This window comes from Paraburkholderia sp. Clong3, assembly GCF_050436485.1.
Taxonomy (GTDB): domain Bacteria; phylum Pseudomonadota; class Gammaproteobacteria; order Burkholderiales; family Burkholderiaceae; genus Paraburkholderia; species Paraburkholderia tuberum.
In genome coordinates, this window is sequence record NZ_JBNDMH010000001.1 from 284343 (window position 1) to 300730 (window position 16388).

Genomic DNA, 16388 nt, shown 5'->3' on the forward strand with positions numbered 1-16388 from the left:
GGACGCAGCGGGCGGAATACGCGGGCGGAATACGGGTCGTTCATGTCGGCGCGAACAGACTGAAACGACGTGAGCGGATTTTCGTAGGGTTTTTCTGACTTCCGTCGAGCTGGTGCTCAGTTGCAAACCCAAGAGAACGAATAGCCAGACACGTTTGTGAAATTGCTAATTTCGGCGTCGATCCACTTACAATCAGGAGACAAAAATGCGTTCATCACGAAAATCATCCGTTATTTTTGCGTTCAGTACACTGACGCTTCTTCTCGTTAGTGCCTGCGGAGGCGGCGGGAATGATGGTCTGAAAAATCCAGTTTCTTCTGCAGCTACAGTGTCTCTTCATGGAATTGTCTATGGAGCGACGGATACGAGCGTCCCTTCAGGCGCAGGGGTGCCCATCACCATGATGGGACAGATGAGAGCGCTTTTTGACCTCATCAGGAAGGCACCTGATTTCACGCAAGTGGTCATGGACTTGGGCGACGGCAGCCCGGTGCACGTGCTCGATACCAACACGGGCGATAAATTCCTGCCTGGCAAACTGGCGCTCGGTCTGTCGTACATACTGATCGATATGAAGGCGAAAGGGGATCCGAAATACGCGGATTACCTCGCGACGTATCAAAAGATAACGACCGCGATGATGGCGCAGACGAGCGGCGCCAGTTACACGTACGCAAATACGTCATGGGGTGAGTACTACTACCTCGTTGCGCTCAATAATTTCAAGGCGCACGGTATGCTCAACGAGGTCTTCAGCGACGCCATGCTGGCTACGCTGCAGAATCGCCTGACCTTCTGCGATATGTTCGGCGCGGATGCAAGCGGCACGAAGAATACGTGCCCCGCCACAGGTGTGCCGATCGACGTTGCATCGCTTAATACCGCGCAGAATTACTATGCGGTTTCTTACGGCATTGCGGGGCTGAGACAGAAACTCGGGTGGAGCAATCCGACTTTCTCTTCCGCCACCGACCCGGCTGTGGCATCGATGGGCGCGCGGGACGCGCTTCTGTACACACTCACGAATCACATTAGAAAAGACTCGTCCGGTGGTTTTTCCGACGAGGCCTCGAATACCCATACCACCTATTATGATCGGGCACGCTTCGATCGATACAGCACGCTGCTCATTGGCGAAGTCGTTGAGCGAACGTTCGAAATGGGCAATGAGGCCAATCTAACACCTGAATTGAAATCCTATCTGCGCAAGTCAGTCGATCTGATTCTTCCCCAACTCAACGCAGACGGGCAGGGTTTCAACTATGGCCGCTCCATCGGCCCATACGGCGACACAGCCTTCATGGAAATTCTGACCGCGGCGGCCAATGCAGGCGTGTTGACCGCGCAGGAAATGCAGGTCGCCTATTCGTTCATCTATAAGGCGGCTTACCGCTTTGACACGTTCTGGTACGACCCGGCCCTGCCCACTCCGTCCGTGAATATGTGGGTCAAAGGCCGTGGGACCGATTCGTATCGCGGCAAACCTCGTGTGATGGGCGAGAATTTCAGCCTTTTACACCAGTACATGTATGTGAATGCCTGGTGGAACAAACTGGGTTTTGGCGGCAATGCACCCATGGCTGATTCCGACCTGCAAGCCTGGCTGGATGCGAGGCCGCATTACACGCTCACCTGGTACAACCTGCCCACGGATACGGCTCACCCTTACAGCGCAGCGCTCATCACGGTGCGCGACGGCAAGCGCGTCATCAATCTCAACCTGAGCCAGGCACCCGACTACAATTCGTACACGCCCTATTACCCGACGCCGTTCTCCGACAACCTGATTTATGGCACAACGGATCTGGGGTATGCGTTGCTGATTCCGCAAGTTTCCTATAACGGGAAAACCTACATTCCGGTCACGTACTATAAGAACCTGAACGTTCAGGAAAATAACGGCCAGGTGGTCGTCTCTTTCGACACGACCAAGTTCCGGCAGGCCGTTAAGAATGCAACCTATGCCACGGATATCGACCTGCAGGTCCACACGGTCCTAACGTTTGGTCAAGGCACACTGACGCGAGCCGATACGCTGAATTCTGGAACGTTGACCGGCAACATCGCGGTCGAGACGGACTTCACGTCTTTTGCAGATTTCCAGCACGCCACAGCGAGTAGCGATGGTTTCTCGGTTAGCTACTCCAATAGTAATGCGACCAGCTATGGCACTACGGGTTTTGACAGTTGTGTCCTGTCTAACTTCGAGATGGCGGGCGGGGTCACCAATCCGTTGTCGACCACTCCGATCGGGCAGTTGCATTCGAATTTCGCCTGTACGACGCGCCCCTTCGCACTCAACGCGGGCAGTAATCGTACGTTCACCTGGACTCTGAAGTACGCCGGTTCGAATTGATCCTGTGAAGTGCGCCGGCCTTTGTAAGGGCCGGCGTTGCCCTGCAAGGAAGTTTATTATCTGAAAAGCTTCCCATGGTCGAATTTTCCTGATGTGTAATCTGGTGTTCAACTTTCCTCTCACACAAAAGGGAGTGCTGTGCCTGTTAGTGAATCATTCGCAGACGACTCATCAGAATCTGCCTGAAATATTGATGTCGTCCGGCCGACTTCCAGATGCAGTTCGGGCAGCCCAAAGCCCGACGAAGGACTGTTCGTTACTCGAAAGCGGTCAATGGTCCGAGCGGTTCGACCGGCTGCAGTGGGTCGGGAGTGTGAGTTCGCGATGCCGGAAGCTGTCGCCCGGCTGCTCGACGCCGCTACCGTCGGCAATCAATCACATTGCCGACGTAGAATCCAGCCCGCCCCGAGGTCGGCAATGGCCGAAGGGACTAAACCGCTCGCGCGGTAGGGGGCTGCGGCCCGTCTCTGGCGGCGAATGGGAGGCCAGTGGCGCCGGCGCTTATGTTGGTGGTTGAGGCAATCCGCCTCGTCCTCCAGCAGGAGCCCCATCATGACCTCCTCCGATCCGGGCATCAGCCCGCTGCGCCGCCGTATGCTTGAGGACTTGCGCATGCGCAAGTTCGCACCCAAGACCCAGGCCGCCTACCTACGTGCCGTACGTCAGTTCGCCCGATACCTCGGGCGTTTACCCGATACCGCCACTGTCGAGGACCTCCGGGACTACCAGCTGCATCTGGTCGATCACGGCGCGTCGCCGGTGTCGCTGAACGCCGCGATCAGCGGTCTGAAGTTCTTCTTCGAAGTCACGCTCGGCCGGCCTGAGCTGATGGCGCGGATGCAGCCGGTACGCGTGCCTCGCACGCTCCCGGTTGTGCTCAGCCCCGAGGAGGTGCGCCGGCTCATCGCGGCAGCCGGAAACCTCAAGCATCAGACCGCGCTGTCGGTCGCCTATGGCGCCGGGCTGCGTGCGAGCGAAGTGGTCGCCCTCAGGGTCAGCGACATCGACAGCCAGCGCATGACCCTGCGCATCGAGCAGGGCAAGGGCCGCCGTGACCGCTACGCGATGCTCTCGCCGGTCCTGCTCGAACGTCTGCGCGTCTGGTGGCGCGTTGCCCGTGCCCAGGGCTGCATGCTCGATGGCGGGTGGCTCTTTCCGGGCCTCGATCCGATCGACCCGCTCAGCACGCGGCAACTGACCCGCGCCATCCATGCGGCCGCCGAGACCGCAAACATCGACAAGCGCGTATCCATGCACACGCTGAGGCATTCCTTTGCCACGCACCTGCTGGAACAGAAGGAGGATATCCGCGTGATCCAGGTGCTCCTTGGACACAGGCAGATCGAGACCACCACGCTCTATACCCAGGTTGCCACTGACCTCCTGCGCAAGGTGGTCAGTCCGCTGGACCGCCTGCCCGCCGGCTAGCCCGGCCGCACGCGGAGCACCCCGTGCTGGAGGTCGCGGATATCTTCCGCGCCTGCGGGCCGGCGTGGCGGCGCACGGTAGCGCTGAGCCTGGGGCAGCTGAAGGTCATGTCGGCCATCGAACAGTGCCGCAGTGCGGCACTCGGGGGGCATGTGCTGCGCTGCGCCGGCTGCGACCGCATCGAGGTTGCCTACAACTCCTGCCGCAACCGTCATTGCCCGAAGTGCCAGGGCAGTGCTGCGCATCGCTGGCTCCAGGCACGCCAGGCCGATCTGCTTCCGGTCGGGTACTACCATGTCGTCTTCACGCTGCCCGCGCCCATCAGTGCCATCGCCTGGTACAACAAGGCCGTCATCTACGGGCTGCTGTTCGATATCGCCGCCGAAACGCTACGCACCATTGCCGCTGATCCGAAGCACCTCGGCGCCCAGATCGGCGCGACGCTCGTGCTGCACACCTGGGGCTCGGCACTCACGCATCATCCGCACGTACACGGTATCGTCCCCGGTGGTGGGCTGTCGCCCGATGGTCAGCGGTGGATCGGATGCCGGCCCGGCTTCTTCCTGCCGGTACGTGTGCTATCGCGCCTGTTCCGCAGGCGCTTGCTCGAAGCGCTCACGGACGCGCACCGGCACGGCCACCTGCAGTTCTTCGGCCAGTACGCTGAACTTGCCGACCCAGCTGTCTTTGACGTGTGGCTTGCGCCGCTGCGTGCCTGCGAATGGGTCGTCTACGCAAAGCGTCCCTTTGCAGGACCCGAAGCAGTGCTCGCGTACCTGTCGCGCTATACGCACCGCGTCGCGATCTCCAGCCAGCGCCTGCTTGCATTCGATGAACGCGGCGTGACCTTCCGCTGGAAGGACTACCGTGCGAAGGGGCACACCCGCTACAAGACCATGACCCTCGAAGCCGGCGAGTTCATGCGCCGCTTCCTGCTCCATGTGCTGCCCGGTGGCTTCCATCGTATCCGTCACTACGGACTGCTCGCCAACCCGGTGCGCCGCGCCAGTCTCGCGAAGGTCCGCGAACTGCTGCACGTCGCGACCGACGTCAACACATCAGCTCACGAAACCGTCATCGAAACGCGCCCCGCCTTCATCTGCCGGCACTGCGGCGCGCCGATGATCGTCATCGATATCCTTGCGCGCATTGCACCGATCCGCGCACCACCCACGCGCCGGGGCGAGATATGAGCGCCACTGTTCCAGGACGAACAACCCGACCCTCGGCTTTGCGGCAACGCGGCCCACGAGCAGACCTTTGCGTCTGTCGCTTCGCACAGGCCCTTGCACGTCCGTTCCGCCATCACGATGGCGCCACTGCACCGCTTCGGCACAACCTCAGCCCTCAACCGGCCTCCCGCCTGACCACGCATCCCGCAACACCGCTCGCCATCCCGGGCAATCAATCGCCATAGCCCCGAAGACTCCATTGCATCAGAGCACTCCGCGGTTTCCTCCCTTCAGGTTTATTCAACGCCTGCCCGCACGCGCCGGCGCGCACCCCGAGTCCACGGACATGGGCAGGCATCGAACAAACCTCAAGAGGAGTCCGCGTTGAGTATCCGGCGGGTCACGAAGTGGAGCAGTCGTTCGAATGAGCGCTCGAAAATGCGGTCGAGCGGCAGAAACTGAGCCGGCTTCTGCCACAGCGTGGTCTATGGTTAGCACAACCCCACATACAACGCCCGCGCAATAGGTAGCGCGGTGAAAAGCGAACGTGTACGTCGATCCCAACGCGGGTCTTTCAGTATTCGCAGACATTTCTTCGGTCGAGAATCTGCGAGCGCAAGGTGGGATCAGCAAGGTGCTGCGTGCCCGGCGAGTGATCTTCGCGTTGCGGTACATCCGCGATGTACCGCGGCACGGTCTGGGCGGCTCGCAAGGCGAACCGACATCTTCGACGTCAGCTCGTCGCGCCGAAGTACACGGGTTGGCCGAAATGCTGATTGCGTGGCTCGTCGATTACCTGGCGGAACTGCTCGTAGCTGAGCGCCCACTGGTCGATCGACTGGATCTGGACCGCGTTGCCGTCAACCAGACGTTCGCCTTCGATGCGCCCGACCTGTATCTGCGCTTCGAGCGGATCAAGCACGGCATCGGCAGCCTGCCTGTCACTGTCGAAATGACCCTGGGCATACAGAGCGCGCTCGACGTTCTCGTGCCAGTCGCCGCCCATCTGGTAGCGCACCTGTTCGATAAAGGCGATCACGCCATGTCCGCGCGTCGGGCCGAGATGAATCCGGCGCAGCTTCAGACCGAACAGAAAATCTTGCAGTGCCACCTCGCGCACGCCGCGCTCGATGCACTGGTCCTGCACGCCGCCCATTTCGTTTTCGAGAAAGTCCTGGGTGTGCACCGCGTCGCCTAGCACCTTGAATGAATAGGCATACGACTGCGTGGCCAGGAACACGCCGGTGCGCTGCGTGCCGTTGACCGTGCAGGTGACGCGGGCCAGCAACACGTCGTTAGCGCGTGCCTGTTCCAGTTGGCTTCGAGTCCAGTGCATGATCAGAGCAGACGGGAATTTGAAGATCTGCTCGTCCTCGATCAGCGGAAAACCGACCGAAAGCTTCATGGTCTCGGCGACGCTCAGCACCGAGAACAGGCAGTTGTCACCCGACGCGCCCCGAAAGTACATCCGGTCCTTGTGCGGTGCCTGGCTGAATGGATGCCACGGCTGTCCCATGTTGTTGAGGCCGAGATCGACTCGGTTGAGCGCGCCACCGTGCTCCCTGACCGTCGCGAAGTCGCGCCCTTCGCCGCGGCATCCGATCGGTAGGATTAGGCGGCCACCGCCCGCCGTCCTCAGCCGCAGCTTGTTGCGGAAGTAGCGCCGCACCTCGAGGCCGCGCGCAATGCCCCCGGTTGCCAGGCCGCCCGGCATGTCTTTGAAGCCGATCTCGAGGGCGAGTTCCAGGACCGCCCGCTTGTCGGCGTCGGTGTCGGGCCAGGATGCGGCCTGCTGGACCACGATGGTCGCGCCGGCCGTCTTGCGCTGAACGAAGTTCATTGTCGGCAGTGTCGGATCGCGATAGACCCTGACAAACAACGCCTTGAGTTTCTCGTCACCCGGATCGAGCCGGCCGCCCGACGCACGCGCTTCCTTCCAGAAATATGCACACCACCAGCCGAAATCGAAATCCTGGTTGCTGGCATACAGTCGTTGCAGTCCCTTGAACTGATCGAGCTGCGGCTTGGTGATCCAGTCATGAGCCATTCCGGGTGCCTCCTGCAGGCCGTACGTGGTCGGGCGGTGCGATAAAGGATCGGCGCTGCCCGCAAACGCCGGTTGGCAAAATCGTGCGCGGTATCCATGAGGTCGCGCGTGATGAGGCTCGACGCATTGCGGCAACCCCAGCATGTTTATTTCCAGTCATGCGGCGAGACTGCCGACAAATTGTCTGACGCTGGCGAGGACGGCTCTCTGGTCGCCCGCGAAAACCCAGTGATCGACGCCGTCGAGTTCGACGTATCGCGCCTGTGCGATGTGGCTGGCAAGATGCCGGCCAGTTGCGAATCAATTTGCAGGTTGGTCGCTGATGACCATCGAAGCGTCGACCGGTCGGTGGTCAGGACGTCGTCGCCCAGCGTGAGCTGGAGGCGGTACATGAGGCGCCGCAGCCGAACGCGAACGACATCTTCGCCACTATCCGGCCACAACATGGTCGCGACGACGTCGCGCCCGACTGGGCCCTTCGCTTCCGCCAGATAGACCAGCAGGGCCAGACCTTTGCGCAAGCCTATCGGACACGGCTGGTCGTCCCGACGGATCTCCGGAAAACCAAGCGTCCGCACGCTGAATAGAGCCATCGTAGTGCGACCCTCCATGACGGCGTCCAGGGGACGCTCAGGGGACGCGTCGATCCTACCATGCACGGCAGACGATCATCGCTGCACTCATTGCGGCGGATCGCACTGGAGGCTTTGCCATGAAGAACCTGGGTAAGCATGCGATCGTGATAGGCGCCGGAATGGGTGGGCTGCTGGCCGCACGCGCGCTATCGGATTTCTATTCCACCGTGACCGTGCTCGAACGCGATGCGTTTCCGGCAGCGGACACCTGGCGCAAAGGCGTCCCGCAGGGTCGTCACACTCATGGGCTTCTTGCCCGCGGCAGCGCGGTGCTCGATGAATTCTTTCCCGGATATAACAGTGAGGTCGTCGCGGAGAGCGGCGGGTTGCTCGGCGATGTCGCTGACGATCTGCTCTGGATCGGACGCAACGTCACGCTTGCCAATGGCAAGAGCGACCTGACCGGTCTGCTTGCGAGCCGTCCCGTGCTCGAAGGCCATCTGCGACGGCGGCTCCTGGAACTGCCGAACGTGCGCGCCATCGAGAATTGCGCAGTGCGAGGGCTCGCCAGCAACTCTGCCCGCGAGCGCGTGACAGGTGTGCGCATACGTGCCGAAGGCAGGCCCGAAGAGACCGTCGGCGCGGACCTTGTCGTCGATGCGACTGGACGCGGCTCGTCCAGCGCGATGTGGCTCGAAGAGCTCGGCTACCGACCTCCCGTCAGCGAGAAGGTCGAGGTCGGCATCGGCTACACCACCCGGACCTATCGACGTCGGCCGACGTTGGTGGAAAACGTTCGAGCATGACGTCGTCTGGTGTCGTGGGTAGAGAAACGCGAGCTTGTCTACACCATGATGAATCCGTGCCGCATGCCGAGCATCACCGCTTCGGTGCGGTTGGTCGCACCGAGTTTGCCGAAGATTGACGAGAGGTGGAATTTCACCGTGTTGTCCGAGATGTCGAGGTGCCGCGCGATCTCCTTGTTGCCGAGTCCGTCGGCGAGCATCGCCAGCACTTCGATCTCTCGCAACGTCAAGGCTTCGAATGGTTCGCCGGATCCCTTCTGGCGCGACGGGCTTGTTTCGGCCAGCAGCCTTGCGAGGATGTCGGGCGTCAGCACGCAAAGGCCTGCGGCGACGGCTTCGATGGACACGACGATTTCAGCTGGCATCGCGTTGCGCGGCAGGATAGCCACCGCATCGGCCGGCAACGCATCGAAGATCCAGTCGCTGTCCGGGTCGTCGCTCAACAGGACGAGCGACGGTGACGCGGGCGAGAGTTCGAGTAGCGTCTTGAGCGCATCGCTCGCCTCCGGCGCGATGTCGGTGACGACCACATCCGGCACCGATCCGGCGAGGCAATCGACGAGCTTTTCGGCGTCGGGCGCGCTACCCAGGAACTCAAGTGCCGGGTTCGCCTCGACAAGCGCTTGCAGGCTTGCGCGCTCTTGCCACGATGCCGCAATCACCACGACCCGTAAAGGCGCCCTCCGTATCGTCTGTCCATCCGACATTTGGTCGCTTCCCGGACGTCACCTGCACGAATTCCGTTGGGGCCGTTCGCCCACCGTTACCGAACACGCGTGGCGTTCGCCGCCTCGGATCAAGGCGATGTGCAACTGCTGCCCAATGCTTGCGGAGCCCAGCGCCGCACTTACGTCACCCATGTCGCGGCAAGGCTTGCCGTCCAGTTCGATCAGTACATCGCCTATCAGCACGCCCGCCTGCTCCGCAGGGCCGCCCGGCGCAAGCGAATTGATCAGCAATCCACTGCTGAACGACAGGTTCATTTTATTGACCCAGGCGTCCAGCAGGCCGACCCGCTGCGTGCCGACACCAAGGTAGCCCCGCGAGACGCGCCCTTTAGCCAACAGTTCATCGGTGACACGCTCCACGGTCATCCCCGGAATCACGACGCCGGCGCCGCGCATCAGTGCCGAGGTGCAGATGCCGATGACCTGCCCGCGCATGTCCGCGAGGGCCGCCCCGGAGAAACCCGGGCGCAGACCGCCGTCCAGTCGCACGAACGCATCGAGTTGTCCGCCTTTCCATGTGCGCCAGGGACCACCTATGCTGCCGATCACGCCAAAATCAGCGCTGACGCCGGAATCGTCCGCACGTGCGACGGCGAGCGCAAGATGACCCGGCTTCAGTGAGTGGGCGTCGCCAGAATCGATCGGGTCGAGGTCCACGCCGTCCAGTTTCAGCACGCCGACGTCGGACCCCAGATCCAGGCCCGCGAGGACTGCGGCGACCGTACGGCCGTCGGTCAATGTGACTTCGATGCCGTCCTCACGCCTGAGCGTGTGTGCAGCCGTCACGACGACGCCACGTCGCCAGATTACGCCACTCGACGGCATGCGATGTCGGCCGTGTACTGCGACGACACTGCGCCCGACTCGCGCGACGATGTCTGCCAGATTGTCCGAGAGATCCATCAAAGGATTTCCGCTCGAGGATGTGGTTTCCATTTCAAGCCCCCTGTCAATTGCGTGCGACCTGCCAGTGCTTCGCGTCGACGTTTGCTCGCCTGTCCAGCTAGCGTTATGACGACGGGTTCACAATGACAGAACGACGGGGGGCGCACACCACCCAAATGGGTAGCCGGGTAGATGCAATGCGGACTTCACGATGCAACGAGTCTGGTCTGCGACCAGCACGTCCCTGATCACACTGCGGTTAGCGCCGCCCGCTACGGCCCCATACATAGCGAACCCACCGCTGCCACCGGCTTTGCGGTGGAGCGGGCGCGTGGCGCGCAGTCTGCGCTTCGCAGTCGCGCTGGACGGACTTCTGCACCTGTTCGTGGATCTGCCTCAAACTCATGCCGCCTGGGCCTTTCAGTTTGTCGGGATCGGTAGCAGGATCGCCATCGGGATCGTCTGTCATGAGAGTCGCCTGTCTGTGATGAGGCGACTTGATCTTGATACAGATGCTCAGTAGCAGCAAGTTGGACACGGATCGCCGACCGGCGCGTAGTCCGACAGTCCTTGCCGGCATGGCGTTCGTGAAGTAGATTTTTCTAATGAGGTTCGAGCCGGGAGGGACGGCCATGGAACTGAGCGTGGAACGGGTCGAGGTTTGGGCAGCTACCATCGACGATAAACCGGGAGGCCTTGCGAAGGTCTTAAGCGTCTTGCGGGATGCTGGTGTCGACTTGCAGTTCGTCGTGGCACGTCGAACGCCAGAGGCAGCGGGTAAGGGAGTCGTGTTTGTCGCTCCGCTACAGGGAGAAAGTGCGATCCGTGCCGCCACACAGGCGGGGTTCAGCGTCACCCCGAGCCTTCACTCCGTCCGTGTAATGGGTCTGGACCAGTTGGGCATCATCGCGCAATTGACCCAGATGTTGGCGGATGGGGGGATCAACCTTCGCGGCGTCTCGGCCGCTGTACTTGGCACGCAGTTCATTGCGTATCTCGCGGTCGACTCGTTGGACGATGCCGAAAAGGCGATTGACCTTCTACAAAGGGCCTGAAGTACCCGTACCGGACCGCGAACCGGCTTGGCTCTTGCTGACGAGGCAAGGGGGCCGCTCTGTCTGACGCGACTGCCGTCGACCATCTCAAATCCGTTGCGACAAAGCCGAGCGGCCATTTGAATGGCGAACGAAGCGCCGGGCATGGCGGCGAATCCCGATGCCGGTAGGAGGTCGACAGTGATGAAGACACCGACGACCCGAAGGCGGGTGCTTTGGGCGCTCTCGCTTTGCATTACCGCGACTTGCATGGCAGTTGGCGGGGCATTGCTGTTCGAGCTGTCGGTGGTCGGCCGTGCCGTGAGCGATTTCCGCCGGGACGCGACCCTGGCGCAAGCGGACATCGCGCGCGGCGAGCCGGCTACGCCCGACGAGCGCATCAACCCGCCCTATCTGAAGCGATACGGGTTGGACCGTAACCTGTACAAGGACATTCACGGAAACTTTTCGCCAACAGGTGCTGACTGGCGCCAATGGGGGCTGCGAACCAAGGTCGCAGCCACTGTGTTGTGGCTGGGTCACGATCCACCGGGAACGTGGTGGACCTACGTTCAGATCAAGTGCGTTGACCGGTTTCCTCGAGCTCACGCCGACAGCGAGCCGATCGTCGATGTTGCCGACGCTTGCCTCGGCGAGCCGCATTGATCGTCCCGTTGGTCACTTCCGATCATCGGAACGGCCAGCGCCGAGTGCCTCGAGCAACGGCCGGAGGGCATCCAGTTCCGCGCCGAAGCCACTCCAGTCTCCCGCCTTCAGTCGCTCGATGGCGCGGTCATAGTGGACAAGTGCCTCTCTCGCGCGAGCGTCCACGGTGCCTCGGGCTGGCGATGCCGCTTGTGCGGTCTCACTGAAAAGCGCCGCCAGCGCCTCATCCAGAGTGTTCTCCATCACCACACGGTCCCCATAGGCGGCAATCACCCGCTTCAACTCCGGCAACTGACCGGACGCCGCGCGCAAATAGAGCGGCGAAACGTAGAGGATCGAGTTCTCGATCGGCACGACCACGAGATGACCGCGAATGACGCGTGAGCCCATCTGGTTCCACAACGAGATCTGCTGCGAGATCTCGGTATTCTGCTGAATCCGCGCTTCGATCTGAAACGGCCCATAGATCAGCTTGTCCTTGGGAAAGGTGTACACGACGAGCTTGCCGTACCCGGGCGGATCGCAACGCGCCGCCAGCCAGGCAATCATGTTCTCCCGCTGGCTCGGCACCATCGGCAGCATGAGGATGAACTCGGCGCGTGCGTCGCCGGGGAGTCGCATGATCGTGTAATACGGCGGCATCGTGCTGGCGGTGCTTCCGCCATCCATTCCGACCAGCTCCCGGGGAAACTGCCACAGATCCTCGCGGTTGTAGAAGATCTCCGGCGCATCCATATGATAAGCGCGGTAGAGCTGCGCCTGGATCAGGAACAGATCTTCGGGATAGCGGATATGCTTTCGCAGCTCCGGTGGCATCGCGTCCAAAGGCTTGAACGAACCCGGGAAGATGCGCTCGTATGTGCGCAGGAGCGGATCGGCGGGATCGCTGACGTAGAAATCGACCGTGCCGTTATATGCATCGACCACGACCTTGACGGCGTTTCGGATGTAATTGGCGCCGTCGCCGAAACCCGGCCGGGAGTAAGGAAACCACTGGCTGACGGTGTAGGCGTCCTGGATCCAGAACAGGCGCCCATTGCTTGCGACGACATAGGGGTCATGATCGAGAGTCAGGAATGGCGCGATCGTACGCACGCGGTCCTGAATGTTGCGATGAAGCAGGATCCGGCTCTTGTCTGTGATATAGCCGCTCAGCAGGATGTTCGGATCGTCGAGCTGCCAGGCGAACAGACTCCGGCGTGCCACACTGCCGATGCTGACGCCATCGCGCCCGCTATATGTCGTGTAGGCATTAGTCGGCCGTTGGGGATAGTCGAACTCAGCTACGTTGCCATTCACGATGACGTAGTCCTGGCGGCCTTCGCTGAAATAAAGACGTGGTTCGCGAATGGCCGGGCCGCCGTTGGAGACTGGCGGAATATCGCGCAGATAGAAAAACGGTAAGCCCTCGGTGGATTTCTCGGTGACTGGCGACATCACGACGCCGATGCCGTGAGTAAAGATAAGGCGCAGGTTCACCCAGGTTTGGGCGTTGGTCGGAAGCATCGCCGGTTCCAGTTCACGCGCCGACAGCATTACCTGTCTGTATCCGGCGTCAAGCTGATAGCGGTCGATGTCCACCGAAATAAATTTGTAGTAAGTCCTGATCTCCTGCAACTGTGCATAGGTATCCATCAGCGGTTGCACATCCCATAGCCGGATGTTGTCGATGGTCGCCCGATTGGCCTGCAGCGAGTCGAGAGTCAGTCCCTGCTCGGCCTCAAACGGTTTAACCTCGATCTTTGCGAGGCCGTAAGCCTGTCGCGTTAGCGCGATAGTGTGCTCGATATAGGGTGTTTCCAGTTTCAGCTCGCTCGGTTTGACATAGAAGCGCTGAAACAGCGACGGATAGATCACAGCGAATACAAACGAACTGCCGAATACGAGCAGCGCGAGAACGACGGGTTGCAGATGGCTCCGTCGGCGCATGTTGATCCAAAGGGCAACGGATGAGGCCGCGGCAAGGCCGACAAGCATCCACAGGACCGGCAACTCGACGTGCACATCGGTATAGCTGGCGCCGACCACGACGCCGTTGTCGCCATAGAGCAGCAGAAAGCGGTCGAGCCACCACGACCAGGCCTTCACCGCAAAGAACAAACCGAGCAGTGCCGAACCATGAGTGAGGGGGGCGGCCGAGAGCGTGCGTGGTGGCCGCTCCAGCGCGATGTCACCGCGCAACCCGTAGACAGCACCTGCCACGATCGCGCTCCAGAAGATTAGCTGCAGCAGCCAGTTCTTGAGTGCGACATACGCGGGGAGCGAGAACAGATAAAAGCCGATATCCCTGTCAAAGATCGGATCGCGTTCGCCAACAGGGACCTGATAAATGAAGCGAAGCGCGAGGTCCCAGTTCGAGACTTCGCTAGCGGCAATAACCAACCCCAGGACGACCGCGGCGCAGGCAATACTGGAGCGCCAGGGAACGTGCGGCGCGATCAGTTCAGACAGTTCAACGGCAACTTCCGTCGGACCCGATCGATCAACAGATTGCGCTCGCAAGACATCGACGCGCCTCGCGTAACGATGCGCCAAAATCCCGGACAGCCATATCGCGCACGCCGAGACTGCGAACACCGCGGCAAACAGCAGCGCTCTCGCGCAGAGGATGGTCCAGAAAACGCCACCATAGCCGATCGAAGAGAACCAGAGCCAGTTGACCAGGATGCCGGTGATGCGTCCGACGACAAGCAGGCCAACGATGACGGCCGTCACCGCGATTGCATAACGTCTCAGGCGCACGCCGGACTTCACTTCCGACCGCATGGTCTCTCCTGTGCTGGCCGTCGCCGTGCCCTGCTGCGATTGCGATCCGGGTTCGGATGGCTACATTAATTCAAGCTATCTGAAGCCGCTCCACGAACCATGACGAAAGACCCTTGTGGACGTGGCGCGAGTCAAAACGGACAGTGCCCGGCGCAGCGATGCGGCAATTATGCCAAAGTTCATCCATCGCAATCGACGCTCGACGTCGAACTCTCGTTGCAGGTGTCGACGGCGGCGGCACGCCCTTTGCTGCGTTGAAACGGTTCAGTTCATCTCACGAAAAGGGACCCCTGTCATGAAGCTCTACTATTCGCCTGGTGCCTGCAGCCTCGCCGACCATATCGCAATGCACGAGGCCGATCTCACTTTCGAAAGGATTCGCGTCGACTTGAAGTCCAAGGAGACCGAGACTGGGGAGCAGTTCAATCGGATCAATCCAAAGAGTTACGTCCCAACCCTCGAAATGGATGATGGTCAACGGCTTACCGAGAATATCGCGATTCTTTCGTGGGTCGCACAGCGCAAGCCTGCCCTTGCGCCGAATAGCGAAACCGGCAGCCTGCGCCTGCTCGAGATGCTCGCGTTCATTTCGACGGAAATCCACAAACAGTTCAGCCGTGTTTTCAAGCCCACTTCGGATGCTGAAGCAACGGCAGCGCGCGAGAAGCTCGGTCAACGCTTCCAGTTGATCGCCACCATGTTCAAGGGCGAATACCTGTTCGGCAGCGAAGCGAGTGTGGCGGACGCCTATCTGTTCACGATGCTGCTCTGGGCCAAAAAGGTAGGAATCGAAGTGCCGGAGAAATTGCGAAACTTTGCCGAACTGATGCGCGCGCGTCCGGCCGTCCAGCTTGCCATGAAGCACGAGGGACTCGACTGATGAAACGCAGATCCTCGCCGCGCGCACCTTTAGCTGGATGATTCGTGTGCGTTCGGGCTCGCTCAATGCAGCGTGGCGAGTGCGGCGCGGATACGCATCCCCTGCTCTTCGGAGACGAGCCGATCGAGCACTTCCGCGAAATGGGGGTGATGCATACCGGAATGGAGGTACTGCCACCGGTAGGCATGATGGAAATTCGCTTCGATCGACACGGCTTCTGCCTCGACGACGGCACGCCCGCAGTTCGCGATGAAATACCGCGAGTCCGCTGTCGCCTGCCCGCGCAAAATGCCATCGATCGCAATCATCAGGTCGATGAACTCGTTGACCGCGTTGTCGCGCGCCGCATCTGTCAGCGTAGCGTCGTGCCGCTTCCATTCCAGCTCATCGAGAATGGCGTGCTGACTTTCTTCCTTCCAGTGGTACAGAAATACATCCTTGAACAGCTCGGATAACTGATCGTCAGGATGAATGCTCTGGCGGTAGTGAATTTGCGAGAAGAGTTCAATATGCAGCGTCATGGCCAGCACCGCCCACGTGCTCTTGCCGAGGACCACGGCGGCAAGCGCATCGGGATCGACGTCGAAGCGGTAACCCGCGGGCAGCGTTTCGCCGATCATTTTTTCGATGCGGCGAAACAGCGCCTGGTGTTTAAGCTCTTCGTCGCTGAAACGCACGAGCGCTTCGAGTGCCACCTGATCGCCGAGCCAGTAGTCGCGGCTCACTTCCAGCACCTTGGCGTTAATGAAGCGCTCGACGAGCCCGAACACGTTCGCGTATGTACGCCCCTGAATCTGGCTGACGAACCGCTTCTCAGCCTCCGAGAGCATGATGAAATCCGGCACCAGCGAGAGCCCGTCCGGCAAATACTTCTGGGACATGTCGAAGGTACGGCCTCCAATCACGTCACGGTCGATGTCCCAACTGACCATCTTCGAAGCGCGAATGCATCGGGCGTAGCGATCGCGATCGGACAGCCGCAATATTGCGTTCATGAAAGTTCTCCCAATATGGACCGCCACGCGGTCTAGCGTTGAGTGTCGAT

At 60.8% G+C, this 16388-nt stretch carries 14 protein-coding genes; 7 read left to right on the top strand and 7 right to left on the bottom strand.

What is annotated here, in order from left to right; all coding sequences use genetic code 11:
* Positions 1–205 precede the first annotated feature (205 nt).
* From OKW30_RS01455 to OKW30_RS01465, 3 genes are all read left to right on the top strand, one after another.
* Positions 206–2356, top strand: a complete 2151-nt coding sequence (locus OKW30_RS01455; RefSeq protein ID WP_429290301.1) for a hypothetical protein — start codon at positions 206–208, stop codon at positions 2354–2356.
* Between the two features lie 552 nt (positions 2357–2908).
* Complete coding sequence (locus tag OKW30_RS01460; protein WP_184062687.1) at positions 2909–3784, top strand: tyrosine-type recombinase/integrase; 876 nt, start codon at positions 2909–2911, stop codon at positions 3782–3784.
* A gap of 23 nt (positions 3785–3807) precedes the next feature.
* On the top strand, positions 3808–4977 hold the full coding sequence (locus OKW30_RS01465; protein WP_429345668.1) for an IS91 family transposase: 1170 nt from the start codon (positions 3808–3810) through the stop codon (positions 4975–4977).
* Positions 4978–5689: 712 nt separating this feature from the next.
* Here OKW30_RS01465 and OKW30_RS01470 read toward each other — a convergent pair.
* Together OKW30_RS01470 and OKW30_RS01475 are read right to left on the bottom strand one after the other, a co-directional pair.
* Positions 5690–7003, bottom strand: a complete 1314-nt coding sequence (locus tag OKW30_RS01470) for a hypothetical protein (protein ID WP_429345778.1) — start codon at positions 7001–7003, stop codon at positions 5690–5692.
* A gap of 146 nt (positions 7004–7149) precedes the next feature.
* Positions 7150–7596 (bottom strand): AfsR/SARP family transcriptional regulator, encoded by a 447-nt coding sequence (locus OKW30_RS01475; RefSeq protein WP_429345779.1) that lies wholly within the window; start codon positions 7594–7596, stop codon positions 7150–7152.
* Positions 7597–7715: 119 nt separating this feature from the next.
* Here OKW30_RS01475 and OKW30_RS01480 point away from each other — a divergent pair, with 119 nt between their 5' ends.
* Complete coding sequence (locus OKW30_RS01480) at positions 7716–8384, top strand: FAD-dependent oxidoreductase (RefSeq protein WP_429345780.1); 669 nt, start codon at positions 7716–7718, stop codon at positions 8382–8384.
* A 38-nt stretch (positions 8385–8422) separates the two neighbouring features.
* Here the strand turns inward: OKW30_RS01480 and OKW30_RS01485 are convergent, their stop codons facing one another.
* The 3 genes from OKW30_RS01485 to OKW30_RS01495 form a co-directional block, all read right to left on the bottom strand.
* The gene (locus OKW30_RS01485) at positions 8423–9091 is read right to left on the bottom strand and encodes a response regulator transcription factor (RefSeq protein WP_187630589.1); all 669 of its coding nucleotides are present in this window, start codon (positions 9089–9091) and stop codon (positions 8423–8425) included.
* Between the two features lie 18 nt (positions 9092–9109).
* Complete coding sequence (locus OKW30_RS01490) at positions 9110–10015, bottom strand: S1C family serine protease (RefSeq protein ID WP_429345781.1); 906 nt, start codon at positions 10013–10015, stop codon at positions 9110–9112.
* 241 nt (positions 10016–10256) lie between these two features.
* Positions 10257–10466 (bottom strand): hypothetical protein, encoded by a 210-nt coding sequence (locus OKW30_RS01495; protein WP_084754273.1) that lies wholly within the window; start codon positions 10464–10466, stop codon positions 10257–10259.
* A 163-nt stretch (positions 10467–10629) separates the two neighbouring features.
* Between OKW30_RS01495 and OKW30_RS01500 the strand changes: the two genes are divergently transcribed.
* Together OKW30_RS01500 and OKW30_RS01505 are read left to right on the top strand one after the other, a co-directional pair.
* Positions 10630–11052: an ACT domain-containing protein gene (locus OKW30_RS01500; protein ID WP_184044736.1), complete on the top strand. Its 423-nt coding sequence runs from the start codon at positions 10630–10632 to the stop codon at positions 11050–11052.
* A 123-nt stretch (positions 11053–11175) separates the two neighbouring features.
* Positions 11176–11697 (top strand): hypothetical protein, encoded by a 522-nt coding sequence (locus tag OKW30_RS01505; RefSeq protein ID WP_429345782.1) that lies wholly within the window; start codon positions 11176–11178, stop codon positions 11695–11697.
* 12 nt (positions 11698–11709) lie between these two features.
* Here the strand turns inward: OKW30_RS01505 and OKW30_RS01510 are convergent, their stop codons facing one another.
* Positions 11710–14463 (bottom strand): UPF0182 family protein, encoded by a 2754-nt coding sequence (locus OKW30_RS01510; RefSeq protein WP_429345783.1) that lies wholly within the window; start codon positions 14461–14463, stop codon positions 11710–11712.
* Between the two features lie 295 nt (positions 14464–14758).
* Here OKW30_RS01510 and OKW30_RS01515 point away from each other — a divergent pair, with 295 nt between their 5' ends.
* The gene (locus OKW30_RS01515; protein WP_184039470.1) at positions 14759–15343 is read left to right on the top strand and encodes a glutathione binding-like protein; all 585 of its coding nucleotides are present in this window, start codon (positions 14759–14761) and stop codon (positions 15341–15343) included.
* Positions 15344–15405: 62 nt separating this feature from the next.
* Here the strand turns inward: OKW30_RS01515 and OKW30_RS01520 are convergent, their stop codons facing one another.
* The gene (locus OKW30_RS01520) at positions 15406–16338 is read right to left on the bottom strand and encodes a hypothetical protein (RefSeq protein ID WP_429290296.1); all 933 of its coding nucleotides are present in this window, start codon (positions 16336–16338) and stop codon (positions 15406–15408) included.
* Positions 16339–16388: the final 50 nt, after the last annotated feature.